Annotated in this window: 12 protein-coding genes; 6 read left to right on the top strand and 6 right to left on the bottom strand. The window is 70.4% G+C overall.

Annotated features, from left to right (window positions below):
- Positions 1-92 precede the first annotated feature (92 nt).
- Entirely contained in the window at positions 93-902 is an 810-nt protein-coding gene (locus tag AB0E05_RS24390) for a class I SAM-dependent methyltransferase (protein WP_361966983.1), read from the bottom strand.
- Positions 899-2,206 carry a helix-turn-helix transcriptional regulator gene (locus AB0E05_RS24395; RefSeq protein WP_361966986.1) on the bottom strand — a complete coding sequence of 436 codons (1,308 nt, stop codon included), beginning with the start codon at positions 2,204-2,206 and terminating at the stop codon, positions 899-901. The genes AB0E05_RS24390 and AB0E05_RS24395 overlap by 4 nt, the downstream gene beginning before the upstream one ends.
- 354 nt (positions 2,207-2,560) lie before the next feature.
- Here AB0E05_RS24395 and AB0E05_RS24400 point away from each other — a divergent pair, with 354 nt between their 5' ends.
- The 3 genes from AB0E05_RS24400 (at position 2,561) to AB0E05_RS24410 (ending at position 4,848) form a co-directional block, all read left to right on the top strand.
- Complete coding sequence (locus tag AB0E05_RS24400; protein ID WP_361966989.1) at positions 2,561-3,682, top strand: radical SAM protein; 1,122 nt, start codon at positions 2,561-2,563, stop codon at positions 3,680-3,682.
- Positions 3,679-3,843, top strand: coding sequence for a hypothetical protein (locus AB0E05_RS24405; RefSeq protein ID WP_361966992.1), 165 nt, complete (start codon positions 3,679-3,681; stop codon positions 3,841-3,843). The genes AB0E05_RS24400 and AB0E05_RS24405 overlap by 4 nt, the downstream gene beginning before the upstream one ends.
- Before the next feature lie 87 nt (positions 3,844-3,930).
- Positions 3,931-4,848, top strand: a complete 918-nt coding sequence (locus tag AB0E05_RS24410; protein WP_361966995.1) for a GNAT family N-acetyltransferase — start codon at positions 3,931-3,933, stop codon at positions 4,846-4,848.
- A 285-nt stretch (positions 4,849-5,133) separates the two neighbouring features.
- Here AB0E05_RS24410 and AB0E05_RS24415 read toward each other — a convergent pair whose 3' ends face one another.
- The 3 genes from AB0E05_RS24415 to pdhA are packed head-to-tail and all read right to left on the bottom strand — an operon-like array spanning position 5,134 to position 8,750.
- Positions 5,134-6,585, bottom strand: coding sequence for a dihydrolipoamide acetyltransferase family protein (locus AB0E05_RS24415; RefSeq protein ID WP_361966997.1), 1,452 nt, complete (start codon positions 6,583-6,585; stop codon positions 5,134-5,136).
- A 21-nt stretch (positions 6,586-6,606) separates the two neighbouring features.
- Complete coding sequence (locus AB0E05_RS24420) at positions 6,607-7,587, bottom strand: alpha-ketoacid dehydrogenase subunit beta (RefSeq protein WP_361966999.1); 981 nt, start codon at positions 7,585-7,587, stop codon at positions 6,607-6,609.
- Positions 7,588-7,589: 2 nt separating this feature from the next.
- The gene (pdhA, locus tag AB0E05_RS24425; protein WP_361967001.1) at positions 7,590-8,750 is read right to left on the bottom strand and encodes a pyruvate dehydrogenase (acetyl-transferring) E1 component subunit alpha; all 1,161 of its coding nucleotides are present in this window, start codon (positions 8,748-8,750) and stop codon (positions 7,590-7,592) included.
- 385 nt (positions 8,751-9,135) lie between these two features.
- On the opposite strand from pdhA, the gene AB0E05_RS24430 reads away from it, so the two are divergent.
- The 3 genes from AB0E05_RS24430 to AB0E05_RS24440 all read left to right on the top strand — a co-directional run bounded on the left by AB0E05_RS24430 (position 9,136) and on the right by AB0E05_RS24440 (position 11,660).
- Positions 9,136-9,822, top strand: coding sequence for a response regulator transcription factor (locus AB0E05_RS24430; protein ID WP_361967003.1), 687 nt, complete (start codon positions 9,136-9,138; stop codon positions 9,820-9,822).
- A gap of 302 nt (positions 9,823-10,124) precedes the next feature.
- Entirely contained in the window at positions 10,125-10,607 is a 483-nt protein-coding gene (locus AB0E05_RS24435; protein WP_361967137.1) for a pyridoxamine 5'-phosphate oxidase family protein, read from the top strand.
- Positions 10,608-10,622: 15 nt separating this feature from the next.
- Positions 10,623-11,660, top strand: a complete 1,038-nt coding sequence (locus tag AB0E05_RS24440) for a phosphotransferase (protein ID WP_361967005.1) — start codon at positions 10,623-10,625, stop codon at positions 11,658-11,660.
- A 35-nt stretch (positions 11,661-11,695) separates the two neighbouring features.
- Here the strand turns inward: AB0E05_RS24440 and AB0E05_RS24445 are convergent, their stop codons facing one another.
- Positions 11,696-13,234 (bottom strand): protein kinase, encoded by a 1,539-nt coding sequence (locus AB0E05_RS24445; protein WP_361967007.1) that lies wholly within the window; start codon positions 13,232-13,234, stop codon positions 11,696-11,698.
- Positions 13,235-13,388 lie beyond the last annotated feature (154 nt).

The raw sequence follows: 13,388 nt of genomic DNA on the forward strand, positions 1-13,388 counted from the left end.
CGCGTCCTTGATGTTCGGCACGATCAGACCGCGCGGCCTCGTCCCAGGACGCATTGAGGGGCAGACACGCGCAGGCTGCGTGGTGGCAGGACTCATCGGCAGACGAGTATGCCGCCCAGGCAGGTGATGCGAAAGGCGCCTTCTGCCTCAATGGCCTCGTTGACCCGCTCTCGCGCGCGCTCGATCGTCTCCAGGAACGGAACGCCCATCCTGTCCGCCCACGCCTCGTACGAGGCCAAGTGCGCGACGACCGGTTCGGCGTCGGTCACCTCGATCACCCCGGGGAGGGGGATCGTACGGATCTCGCCGAAGACCGTACCGAGGATCGCCGGCGCGTCCTCCAGGGTGAAGCGGGCGGACAGTTGCACCCGGGCCGGCCCCTCCTGGATGCCCAGCACGTCGCCCGCGGCCCGGCGCCAAAGGTGCTCCAGTTCCCGCTTGTCGGTCCGGCTGTTGGTGGAGACAACTGCGATGCCGCCGGGCGCCAGAACGCGGCCCAGCTCCCGTACGGCCTGTGCCTGGTCCTTGACGTGGTACAGCATGTGCAGCGCAAGAACCGCGCCGAGGGCTCCATCCGCGATGGGCAACTGTTGGACGTCCGCGACGACTGCTCCGGGGATGGCGCCGAGGATGCCGTGAGAGACGTCCATGGGCAGCACGTTCAGGTCGGGACGGTTCTCCCGCACCCGGGCGACGAACTTCCCGTTACCGCACCCCGCGTCCGCGACCGCACCGCGTATGCCGGCCAGTTCGTTCACGACGATGCCCGGAAGATCATGACTCGGGGTCTGCCATTGGTAGAGGGACTGGCGGGCGGCCAGGTGCTGACCCGTGCCGTACGCCTTGGAGGAAAGAAGGTTGCGATCGGTGACCAAACGATCATGCGGGGGATGAGCGGTCATCGGGACTCCGTGGCGTTGCTGGTGAGAGCGGGCCGGACGGTCACCTCGTGAATGTGCGCGCGGAGATCGACTGCCGACTGTGCGCCACGGTACGGCTCGCTTCCGAGGAGCGCGGCCAGATTGCGGAGCCTGATGGTGATGCTCGCCGTGTATCCCTCGGCGGTGAGCACCTCCGAGAGCTTCGCACCGGCTCCCTCAACCTCACCGCTGGCAAGGTAGGCCGTGGCCAGGTCCAGATGGGCAGCCTGTAGATCGCCGGGGGAGCGGTCGCGTTCCGGCCCGGCCTGGTACAGCTCCACGGCGCGATTGGACGCGCTTATGGCGTGCCGGATCTCCTCCTCTCCCCCGGCGGCCAACAGGGTGGTACCGGCGTAGGCCCACTGCTTGGCCTCGGGAAACGAGAAGACCCCGGGTAGCTCGTCGGGTCCCGCAGCACCACGTGCCTCATGGGCCAGTGCAAGTATCCGCAGTGCGCTGTGGTTGTCCCCTTCGGCTGCGCGGGCACGTGCCTCCAAGCTCAGCAGCCGGGCCTTGATCGTTCCCGTGCCGGGGCCTCGACGCTCGCTCTGCCCGGCCTGCGCAAGGTCTCCTGCCCGCCGGTAGTCCCCCGCCCAATATGCGGCCAGTGACTGGAACGACCGTGCCCATGCGCGTAACGGTGAGTGCTCCGAGATCTCCGCGCACTGCACCACGGTGCGGGCATGCGTAGCTGCGGCGGAACGGTCCCCCAGGTCGAGCGACACGTGCGCCGCGAGACCGGATAGCCACCCCGCGACCACGTACAAGTGACGGGTCTGACGGGGGTGCTGTCGGCCCTCCAGTAACCGGAACACCTCACCCCGAACCGCGCGGATCTCCGGAACAAGGAGAGGCAGAGGCCGGCTGACGAAGTCACGGGCGAGTCGGTCCACGTCAGCGTCGAACTGCTCCAGCACGAGGGCGTTGACGTTGGTCTCCGCCGCATGCCGAGCCAGCCGAGCGGACAGCTCCGCATCGGCGCCCAGGGATCGGACATCATCAGGCGGAGCCTCAGCGGCCGGCGTACCTTCCGGTGCGGCGGACCCCTTCGGGGAGAGGTCCAGCTCCGCCTCGCTGGTGACCTGGAACACCGCGCACAGGGCGGCCCTGTAGTCGCCGGAAGGCCACGTGATGGCTCCACGCTCAAGGCGGGAGACCCAGTTCGCATCAAGCTCCGGGTCCCGCCCGGTGGCTGCCCGGACCTGAGCGCAGACGCGCTCCGCGACCTGGGCCTGAGTCCATCGCTGGGCATTTCTGCGTCTGCGAAGAGCCTCGTTTGCCATCATCCCGCCGTCCGCTGGTCGAGTCGGGCGCCGAAAGCGTAGCCGCAATCTGCCTTCTGACTGCCTACAACGTGCCCAGCGGAATGCCCTGTTGGGCGTCCGGCCAGCGGAGTTGACTGATCTCAGCCCGCCAGGAGAGGGCGGTCTCCCCCTCGCGGCAGGCCGTGGGGCCGTCCGTAACGTCACGCCTGTGGCCGCTGCGTCCCCTGGAGTGCAGTGCCCGACCGAGACCGAGGAGAGGCGCGGTGTCCACCAAGAAGCGTGTTCGTACGACGGGTTCGGCGAGATCTACTGCCGCGCCGGCCGTCAGGGCCCACCCTTGCCGTCACGTTCCACGATCTTGAAAGAAGGCCGTTGATGGCCCACGTCCTGATCGCATCCCCGTTCCTCGACGGGCACCTACTCCTCAAGCCCGGAGCGAGGGCTGGTGCCCGCATCCCGGTCGGCCACTACGAGGGCCTACGACAGGCCGCCGGCGGTGAGAGTCTGCCCTCCTGGACGGTGCAGACTGCCGCTGACGTGTGGGGTATCGACCTGAGCGGCCGACCCGCGCAGGGCACGGTGCTGGTGCGCGAGCCGTCCCCGTACGGCTACTGCCGTGCCTCCTGGGAGATCAACCTCGGCTGCAACTTCGGCTGCAAGCACTGCTACCTCGGCGAGCGTCCCTTCTCGGGCCTTGGCTGGGAGGACAAGGTGAGGCTGCTGGACATCATGCGCGAGGCTGGTGTGCTCTGGCTCCAGATCACCGGCGGTGAGCCCACCATGGACCCTGACTTCCAGGGTGCTTACCGGTACGCCTGGCAGGCCGGGATGATGCTCACCATCTCCACCAACGGCTCGCTGCTCTGGCGGCCGGACCTCCTCAAGCTCTTTCGGGACTGCCCGCCCTACCGGTTGGTCGTCAGCATGTACGGGGCGAGCGAGGAGTCCTTCGACGTGCTCACCCAGCGCCGTGGTGCGTGGAAGGCGTTCCGGCGCGGCATGGACGCCGCACGCGAGGCGGGGGTGCCGCTGCGCATCAACCTCGTGGTGACCGAGGACAACGCCTCGGAGGCCGACGAGATGGCCGCCCTGGCCGAGGAGTGGAACGTCGAGAACCACGCCTACACGAACATGACGCCCACGATCTACGGCGGCGGCGATCCGCTGCTTGCTCAGTCCGCCGCCCATCTGCGGCAGCGCAAGCCGTTCGCCGGATGCAACGCGGGACACACCTTCTTCCACGCCGACCCGCATGCCAAGGTGTCGATCTGCAAGGTCGGCCGGGACGACCAGATCGACCTCATGGCCGAGGGCATCGACGGCCTCACCCGGCTCGGCGCCATCGCCGACCGCCTCATGCTTCGCACCGGAGGGTGCGAGGGCTGCGCCCTGTCCGGCACCTGCCGGGTCTGCCGCCCCCTGGCCAAGCACTACCAGGAAGCCAAGGCGCCGCTGCACAGCTACTGCCAACACGGAGACAAGGAGAACGCGTCATGACCCCGCCCGTACTGGTGAACCTTCTGCCGGGCCCGCCGGCCTCGGCGCGCCGCGCGGCGCCGCCTGTCGCCGCGCTCACGGTGACCGCAGTCCTGGACCTGGACGATGTCGTGGAGAGCGCCGAATGCTCCTGCGACGCCGGCGACGACAACCCCCACTGACCGACAGGTCCAATCGGTTCCGCACAGGCCCTGGCGTGTTCGCGTCGGGGCCTAAGCGCTGATCGCCCGACCGCTAGGGTGCCGCTCATGTTCTTCCGCTGGGACTGGCTCCGGCCGGTACTGACCGCGCCAATCGTGCCGACTCTCGGCCCCGTTCACCCCCACGCGCTCACCGTCGACCTGTTCGAGGACACTCTGAGGGCGGCCGTCACTGACCGGTCTTTCCTCCACTACGACAAGGACCGACGGTGGAGCAGCGAGAAGAGCGAGACGGTTCTCCGTGATGCTGTGGTCCACCAGCCCGACCACACCCTCATCCCCACCCTGACCCGGCGTGGACGCGGCACCGTCAAGGTCTTCGCCTACGGACACCGCGACAGCGTCGTGGATGAAGCCGCCGAGCTGGCGGTGAAGCTCGCCGCCGTGCACGACGCGATGAAGGCCCGGGTTGTGCGCCTGCTGGGCCCCGAGACCGGCTTCCCGCGCGGCACCCGTATCCAGCTGAAGGACTTCACCACCGGCCCGTGCCCTGACCCCGGCGGTCCGGTCCGCCCCGTCACCGACTGGCCGACCGCCGTGCAGGAGACCTTCGCGCCGTTCGCCACGGCCATGGCCGCCGATGGCCTGGCCTTCCTCCACACCCAAGTGCAGGCAGGTCGGTGCGGCCCGGTCCTCGCCGCCGCCGTCGAGAACAGCATCGTCGGCGCGATCGGTCCCATGGAAGTACGCCCCGACGCGATCGGATGCCCCCAGCTCATGCCTCAGTACTTCGCCGTCCTCCCCCAGGCGCGAGGGCAGGGCCTGGGCCGTGCTCTGTGGCGGGCCGCGATGCAGTGGGGCCAGTCCCACGGCGCCTCCTACCAGCTCCTCCAGACCGAGATCGGCGGCCCATCCGACAGCCTGTGCCAAGCCGAAGGACTGATCTGCCTGGGCTACAGCCACACCACACCGGCGCAGCGCTTCAGCGCCTCCGCAGGCACACGCCAACTACCGCCCCCGCTTTGACCGTTCGCCCATGCAGGCGCGGCATCCAGCGCGGTCGGCCGGAGCGGCTTCGGCCGGTGTCCTGTCTGGTTGGGGTCGGGCATGTTCAGGGGGCCGTGGGCTGGCCGGCGGCTCGCGCAGGCTGCGGCCTGAGAGCAAGGCGTTTGGGGCCCCGGAGAGTCCCCCATGGGAGGAACTGCGCGACCAGCCGTAGGCGGGCCGCAGGGGAACGGCGGCAGCGGCACAGGCTGCCCGGTGCAACCCGACGCTGTGCGCCGCCGTCCCCAACCTCACAGGGCAATACACCTAGCCCCAGGTGATCAGCCTCTTCGGGTTCTCCAGTATCGCCGCGACGTCCGCGAGGAACCTCGAACCCAACTCGCCGTCGACCAGGCGGTGGTCGAAGGACAGGCCGAGCGTGGTCACCTGGCGGGCCTTCACCTTGCCCTTGTGGACCCAGGGCTGGAGCTTGATCGCGCCCACGGCCAGGATCGCCGACTCGCCCGGGTTCAGGATCGGCGTGCCGGTGTCGACGCCGAAGACGCCGACGTTGGTGATGGTGATCGTGCCGCCCTGCATCGCCGCCGGCGTCGTCTTGCCGTCCCGGGCCACGGAGACCAGCTCCGCCAGCGCACCGGCCAGCTCCGGCAGGGTCTTGGCGTGCGCGTCCTTGATGTTCGGCACGATGAGACCGCGCGGGGTGGCCGCCGCGATGCCCAGGTTGACGTAGTGCTTCTGCACGATCTCCTGCGCGGCCTCGTCCCAGGACGCGTTGACGCCGGGGTTGCGCTTCACCGCGACCAGCAGCGCCCTGGCGATGATCAGCAGGGGGTTGATCCGTAGCCCCGTCATGTCCCGGTCGGACTTCAGCTCTTCGACGAGCTTCATCGTGCGGGTGATGTCGACCGTGATGAACTCGGTGACGTGCGGTGCGGTGAACGCGCTGTTCACCATCGCCGCCGCGGTCGCCTTGCGCACGCCCTTCACGGGGATGCGGGTCTCCCGGACGCCGAGGTCCACCGGTTGCGCCTGCGGCGCCTGCTGTACGGGCACGGGCGCGGGCGCCGCGACAGGTGCCGCCGGTGCCTCGGGGGCCGCCGGGGCGACCGCCGCGTGCACGTCCTCCCGGGTGATGATCCCGTCCGGGCCGGTCGGGACGACCTGCGTCAGGTCGACGCCGAGGTCCTTGGCCAACTTCCGTACGGGCGGCTTCGCCAGCGGACGCTCAGCAGAAACAGCAGAAACAGCAGGAGCAGGAGGCGCGGGAGGCGCAGGCGCGTGCCCGTTCAGCTCGCCTTGGACCGCCGCTGCCGCCGCAGCCGCCACCGTCGCCGCGGCGACCGGCGCACCCGATCCGGCCGGCGCCTTGCGCGCCCGGCGCTTCGTGGAGCTCTCCGCCACGCCGTACCCGACGAGCACCGGCTGGCGCCCCTTCGGCTCGTCCGTGTCGGACTCCGGTGCCGCCGCCTCAGCCGGCGCGGCCTCCGACGCCGTGCCGGGCGCCACGTCGACCGCGATGATCACCTGGCCGACGTCGACCGTCGTCCCCTCCGGGTAGCGCAGTTCGTGCACCACCCCGTCGTACGGGATCGGCAGCTCCACCGCCGCCTTCGCCGTCTCCACCTCGCACACGACCTGACCGTCGGTGACCCGGTCGCCGGGCTGCACGTACCACTTGAGGATCTCCGCCTCCGTGAGCCCCTCGCCCACGTCGGGCATCTTGAACTCGCGGTAGCGCAGGGAAGCGTTCTCCGTCATCGTCTCGGCACTCCTCATTCCTCAGTACGCCAGCGCGCGGTCGACGGCGTCGAGCACCCGGTCCAGTCCCGGCAGGTACTCCTCCTCCAGACGCGCCGGCGGGTAGGGCGCGTGGAAGCCGCCCACCCGCAGCACCGGCGCCTCCAGGTGGTAGAAGCACCGCTCCGTGATGCGAGCGGCGATCTCCGCGCCGGAACCGTAGAACACCGGCGCCTCGTGCACCACCACCAGCCGCCGGGTCTTCTCCACCGACCGCTGGATCGCGTCGAAGTCGATCGGGGACATCGAGCGCAGGTCGAGCACCTCGATGGAGGTGCCCTCCTCGGCCGCCGCCGCTGCCGCCTCGGTGCAGACCCGGACCATCGGCCCGTACGCGGCGAGCGTGAGCTGGCTGCCCTCGCGCACCACCCGCGCGGTGTGCAGCGGCCCGGGGATGGCCTCGGTGTCGACCTCGCCCTTCTCCCAGTAGCGCCGCTTGGGCTCGAAGTAGATGACCGGGTCGTCGCTCTGGATGGCCTGCTGGAGCATCCAGTACGCGTCCGACGCGTTCGAGGGTGAGATCACCTTCAAGCCCGCGACGTGCGCGAACAGCGCCTCGGGGGACTCGCTGTGGTGCTCGACCGCGCCGATGCCGCCGCCGTACGGGATGCGGATGACGACCGGCAGCTTGACCTTGCCGAGCGCCCGCGCGTGCATCTTCGCGAGCTGGGTGACGATCTGGTCGTACGCCGGGAAGACGAACCCGTCGAACTGGATCTCCGCCACCGGGCGGTAGCCGCGCAGGGCCAGGCCGATCGCGGTGCCGATGATCCCGGACTCCGCGAGCGGGGTGTCGATGATCCGGTCCTCGCCGAAGTCCTTCTGGAGCCCGTCGGTGACCCGGAAGACGCCGCCGAGCTTGCCGACGTCCTCGCCCATGACCAGGACCTTGGGGTCGTTCTCCAGGGCCGTGCGCAGGGACGCGTTGATGGCCTTCGCGATCGGAAGCTTCTGTACGGCCATGGTCACTTCTCCCCTCCCTCGGGGGCGTCCGCGAACGACGCCTGGTACGCGGCGAACTGGGCGCGCTCCTCGTCGACGAGCGCGTGCCCGTCGGCGTAGACGTTCTCGAACATCGCCATCGGATCGGGGTCGGGCATGGTCCGCACCGTCTCCCGCACCCGCTTGGCGAGCGCGTCGCTCTCCTCCTCCAGCGCGGCGAAGTACGCCTCGTCGGCGTGGCCCTGGGCCTCCAGGTGGCGCCGCAGCCGCAGGATCGGGTCCTTCGCCTCCCAGGCCGCGCGCTCGTCGTCGTGGCGGTAGCGGGTGGGGTCGTCGGAGGTGGTGTGCGCGCCCATCCGGTACGTGAACGCCTCCACGAGGGTGGGGCCCTCGCCGCGGCGGGCCCGCTCCAGCGCCCAGCGGGTCACCGCGTAACAGGCGAGGACGTCGTTGCCGTCGACGCGGACGCCGGGGAAGCCGTAGCCCTGGGCGCGCTGGTAGAGCGGCACCCGGGTCTGGCGCTCGGTGGGCTCCGAGATGGCCCACTGGTTGTTCTGGCAGAAGAAGACCACGGGTGCGTTGTAGACCGCGGAGAAGGTGAACGACTCCGCGACGTCGCCCTGGCTGGAAGCCCCGTCGCCGAAGTACGCGATCACGGCGGAGTCGGCGCCGTCCTTGGCCACGCCCATCGCGTAGCCGGTGGCGTGCAGGGTCTGCGAGCCGATGACGATGGTGTAGAGGTGGAAGTTGTTGGTGTTGGGGTCCCAGCCGCCGTTGTTGACCCCGCGGAACATGCCCAGCAGGTTCGTCGGGTCGACCCCTCGGCACCAGGCCACGCCGTGCTCGCGGTAGGTCGGGAAGACGTAGTCGTCGTCGCGCAGGGCCCGGCCGGAGCCGATCTGGGCGGCCTCCTGGCCGAGCAGCGAGGCCCACAGGCCCAGCTCGCCCTGGCGCTGGAGTGCGGTGGCCTCCGCGTCGAAGCGGCGGGTCAGGACCATGTCCCGGTACAGTCCGCGCAGCTCGTCGGGGGTCAGTTCGAGGTCGAAGTCGGGATCCTGGACGCGTTCGCCCTCGGGATTCAGCAGCTGTACGAGCTGGGGCTCGGAACGCTGTGGTTTCTTCGCGGCGCTCACGCGCTTGCTGCCGCGGCGCGGCTTGCGCGCGGCAGTGCTCTCCACGGTCACGTGCGTGCTCCTCCGTCTGTCCGGTCCCCGGGTTCGCCGGGAGCCTGGGGTCGCCCCTGCCCCCGAGGGCAAGGGGAGGCTCACCTGCTCTCGAACCCCCGCACGGGGTGGGTGCGGCGCCGGAAGCAGGCGTGACAGGTGTCCCGGCGAGCGCCCTGTGCCATGCACGTTACCCAGTGCGTCGCATTCCTGCGAAACCCTATTTGACCTGCATTTTTGCTTGGATTTCCAAGTAAATCGGTCGTGGGGTCGCAGGCACGGGTGACAATGACTGGTCAGGGCCTTGACGCGGCCTTTCGGTGGGGCCTCGCGGACCGCCGGGAACACGGGAACGTTATCCCGGGCACCCGGCACACGGGAAGAGTCGATGTGTGAGACTGCAAGCGTGCGCGAAGAAGGAAAAATCACCGTATTCCTGCTGGATGATCATGAAGTCGTCCGCCGGGGCGTCCACGAACTGCTCTCCGTGGAGGACGACATCGTGGTCGTCGGCGAGGCCGGCACCGCGGAGGACGCCCTCGCCCGCATTCCGGCCACCCGCCCGGACGTCGCCGTTTTGGACGTACGCCTGCCGGACGGCAGCGGCGTCGAGGTGTGCCGGGATATCCGCTCCCGGGACGAGTCGGTGAAGTGCCTGATGTTGACGTCCTTCGCCGACGACGAGGCCCTCTTCGACGCCATCATGGCCGGCGCCTCCGGATACGTGCTCAAGGCGATCCGCGGCAACGAGCTGCTCTCGGCCGTCCGGGACGTCGCCGCCGGCCGCTCGCTGCTCGACCCGGTCGCCACCGCACGGGTGCTGGAGCGGCTGCGGGACGGGAACGGCCCCAAGCGGGACGACCGGCTGGCCGCGCTGACCGAGCAGGAGCGCCGGATCCTGGACCTCATCGGCGAGGGCATGACCAACCGGGCGATCGGCGAGCGGCTGCACCTCGCCGAGAAGACCATCAAGAACTACGTGTCGAGCCTGCTGAGCAAGCTGGGGATGGAGCGCCGCTCCCAGGCGGCGGCGTACGTGGCGCGCATGCAGGCGCAGGGCAAGGCGGGCCAGACCGAGCCTTACGCTCCGTGACGCACGCGTCAGAGCACCACCCGCGCCCCGAGCACCGCCCCGGCCAGGGGGCGCCGGCCCGGCACCACGAACGGCCGAACCCTGACGGACCCACCCGTACGGGACTTACGTCCTCCACGAGGAGGGGCGCCCGCCCCTTCCCGTCCGACCTCCCGTCACCGAGAGTGGAACGCATGTCCACCGAGGAACGCCGGGTCGGGGAACGCCGCGCCGTGCACGTGCGCACCGACGAGCGCGGGTACGCGTACGGGTACGGGCGCGCACACGAGAACGAGAACGAGCAGGGACGCACCGACGAGCAGCTGCGCGCGGACGAACTGCGCGCCCTGGAGCTGCTCGGCAGCGTCTCGTACGGACGGCTCGCCACCAGCATGCGCGCGATGCCCTTCGTCGCCCCCGCCCGCCACGTGGTGTGCAACGGCGGCGTCGTGCTGCGCATCCACCGCGGCTTCGGCTACCACCGCGCCTGCAACGGCAGCGTCGTCGCGTACGGCGCGGACGGCTTCACCACCGACGGCCTCCCCACCGGCGGCCCCGACGGCAGCCCGGGCAACGGCACCGGCACCGGCCCGCAGCCGCCCGCCTCCGCCATGTGGTCCGTGCAGTTCATCGGCACCGCGGCCATCGTCCAGCCGACGCCCGAGGAGGTCCGCCGCTTCGGCCGGCCCCCGCTGCGCGCCGACGGCGAGCCCTTCGAGCCCGTATTCATGCGCGTAGAACCTCAGTTCGTAACCCTGCACACGCTCGACTATTGCGAAGAGCAGCCCAACGGACACGCTGCGTGATCTAACATCTGGCGCGTGCTGCGCTCATTTGCCACCGCCGTTCCTCCCCTCGGCGCGCTGCTGCGCCGATACGACGGCCCCGGCGAGCCCCTGTCCTGCGAACCGGTCACGCTGGGGCTGCTCAACCGCGGTTACCGGCTGTCGACGACCGAGGGGGCGTACTTCCTCAAACACCACCTCGACGGCGACCACCGCGCCATCGCCCGACAACACCGGGTCACCCAGCGCCTCCAGAGCCTCGGCGTGCCCGTCGCACCGCCCGTGACCGACGCCCACGGCGAGACCGTCGCCGTCATCGGCGGCGACTGCTACGCCCTGCACCCCTGGATCGACGGCCGCCACCGCGACGGCGCCCACCTCTCCACGCTCCAGTGCCGCCGGCTCGGCGGGCTCCTCGGGCTGGTGCACACCTGTCTGGAACAGGTCATGGGCCGCACCGAAGGCGACGGGAACGGGAGGGAACCGGGCGCGGGGGCCGCCGGGTACGCGAGCGCCGACCCCGAGGACACCTTCACCCTCATCGACGAGCTGCTCGCCCTCGTCCGCGCCACCCGCGACCGGGACTCCTTCGACCTCCTCGCCGAACACCGACTGCTGGAGCGGCGGACCCTGTTGGAGCTGCACGCGGACTCCCGCCCCCCGCCGGCCGTCGCCGGCGGCTGGGTGCACGGCGACTTCCACCCCCTCAACCTCCTCTACCGCGGGGCCGAGCCGGCCGCGATCGTCGACTGGGACCGGCTGGGCGTCCAGCCGCGCGCCGAGGAGGCGGTACGGGCCGCCGCGATCTTCTTCGTACGGCCCGAGGGCGCGTTGGAGCTGACGAAGGTGCGGACGTACGCCCGGGCGTACCGCAACGCCGTCGGTGCCGACACCTCCGAACTCGCCGCCGCCGTCCACCGCGTGTGGTGGGAGCGGCTCAACGACTTCTGGATACTCCGCTGGCGCTACCAGCTGAACGACCGAAGGGCCGACCCGCAGTTCGCTGCGGTGTCGGCCCTGGCGGTGTGGTGGACGAGGGAGTACGAGGCGGTGCGCGAAGCCTTCGCGTCCTGAAAGGCCCTGGGGCCTGCCTCAGGTCCTGTCTGGACCTAGGGCGACTCCCCCGTGTCCGGCCCGCCTGAATTGCCGGGGTTGCCGGACGAGCCCGGATCCTCCGACTGGGTGGGCTGGGTGGGCGTGTCGTCGGACGGCTTGACGTCGTCCGAGGGCTTCACGTCGTCGGACGGCTTGACGTCGTCCGAGGGCTTCACGTCCTGCGTCGGCTTGTACGTCTTGCTGGAGGTGGGCCACCGCGGGGTGTTGTGGTACGAGGGGGTGTCGTCCCGCTCGTCGTCCTGCGAGGGCTCGGTCTCGGTCGTCGGGGAGGTGGTCTCCTTCTGCGTCGGCGCGTCGGAGACCTTGGTGTCCTGCTTGGGCTTCGCCGGCTTGTCGGCCGCCTTCAGCGCGAAGGCGACGCCCGCCACGACCGCGATCACCGCGAGTGCGGCGACCAGCCACACCTTGCCGCGCCGACGGCCGCCGCCCGGCCGGCCGTTGTAGCCGGTGAAGCCGCCGTCGTCCGGATTCACCGGCGGCAGGATCGGGCCCTGCGAGGTCTCGCCGTGGCCGTGCGCCGCGGGGTGCACGGCGGTCGCGCCGGTCATGCCGGCCAGGCCGCCGCCGACCTGGGTCTGGCCGTACGCGTCGACCGGACCGGTGTTCCAACTGCCGCTGTGGCCGCCCGCCTGCTGAAGCATCTGGAGCGCGTACTGCACCAGTCCGCGCATCTCCTCCGAACTCTGGAACCGGTCGTCCGGGTCCTTCGCCAGGGAGCGCATCACCAGGCCGTCCAGCTCCGGCGGCACCGAGTCCAGCACCTGGGACGGCGGCACCGGGGTGTCCTGGACGTGCTGGTACACCACGGAGAGCGGGGTCTCGCCGGTGAACGGCGGGCGCAGCGCCAGCAGTTCGTAGAGCAGACAGCCCGTCGCGTACAGGTCGGAGCGGTGGTCGACCGCCTTGCCGAGCGCCTGCTCGGGCGACAGGTACTGCGGGGTGCCCATGACCATGCCGGTCTGCGTCATCGTCGTCGAAGCGCCGTGCAGGGCGCGGGCGATGCCGAAGTCCATCACCTTCACGGCGCCGGAGTCGGTGATGATGACGTTGGCCGGCTTGATGTCGCGGTGCACGATGCCGTGCTGGTGCGAGTAGGCCAGGGCCTCCAGGACGCCGGAGACGATGATCAGCGCCTGCTCGACCGGCGGCGCCTCCGCGTTGATCAACAGATCGCGGATCGTCCGGCCGACGACCTTCTCCATCACGATGTAGGGGACGGCCTGGCCGGCCACCACGTCCTCGCCGGAGTCGTAAACTGCCACGATCGCGTGGTGGTTCAGCCCGGCGACGGACTGTGCCTCGCGGGTGAAGCGGGCCTTGGCGATCGGGTCCTCGGCGAGGTCCGCACGGAGCAGCTTCACCGCGACGTCCCGGCCGAGCCGTACGTCCTCGGCCGCGAACACCTCGGCCATGCCGCCGCGTCCGAGGCGGTAGCTCAGCCGGTACCGACCGTCACCGACCAGTCCGCCGGCGCCCCAGGCGTCCCCGGAGTCCGGCACACCGCCGCCGCCTGCTTCGGGTTCGGGTGCCATCAGTCCTCGCCGTCCGTTATCCGTGGAGCTGTCGTGTCCAGTGCCAGTGCTGTCGCCGGTGCTCTTGCCGGCGTCGTCGCCGGGGCCGGCGTACTGCCCGTCGTGCTGCCGTACTTGCCGTCGCGGCGGGTTCCGCCGTGCGCTCTGGGTGATT

It is taken from the genome of Streptomyces sp. NPDC048057, assembly GCF_040653095.1.
Taxonomy (GTDB): Bacteria; Actinomycetota; Actinomycetes; order Streptomycetales; family Streptomycetaceae; genus Streptomyces.

Coding starts and splice junctions, on each gene's coding strand:
- AB0E05_RS24395 (WP_361966986.1), bottom strand. CDS start 2,206: ATGATGGCAAACGAGGCTCTTCGCAGACGCAGAAATGCCCAGCGATGG.
- AB0E05_RS24420 (WP_361966999.1), bottom strand. CDS start 7,587: ATGGCCGTACAGAAGCTTCCGATCGCGAAGGCCATCAACGCGTCCCTG.
- AB0E05_RS24400 (WP_361966989.1), top strand. CDS start 2,561: ATGGCCCACGTCCTGATCGCATCCCCGTTCCTCGACGGGCACCTACTC.
- AB0E05_RS24390 (WP_361966983.1), bottom strand. CDS start 902: ATGACCGCTCATCCCCCGCATGATCGTTTGGTCACCGATCGCAACCTT.
- AB0E05_RS24415 (WP_361966997.1), bottom strand. CDS start 6,585: ATGACGGAGAACGCTTCCCTGCGCTACCGCGAGTTCAAGATGCCCGAC.
- AB0E05_RS24405 (WP_361966992.1), top strand. CDS start 3,679: ATGACCCCGCCCGTACTGGTGAACCTTCTGCCGGGCCCGCCGGCCTCG.
- AB0E05_RS24410 (WP_361966995.1), top strand. CDS start 3,931: ATGTTCTTCCGCTGGGACTGGCTCCGGCCGGTACTGACCGCGCCAATC.
- AB0E05_RS24445 (WP_361967007.1), bottom strand. CDS start 13,234: ATGGCACCCGAACCCGAAGCAGGCGGCGGCGGTGTGCCGGACTCCGGG.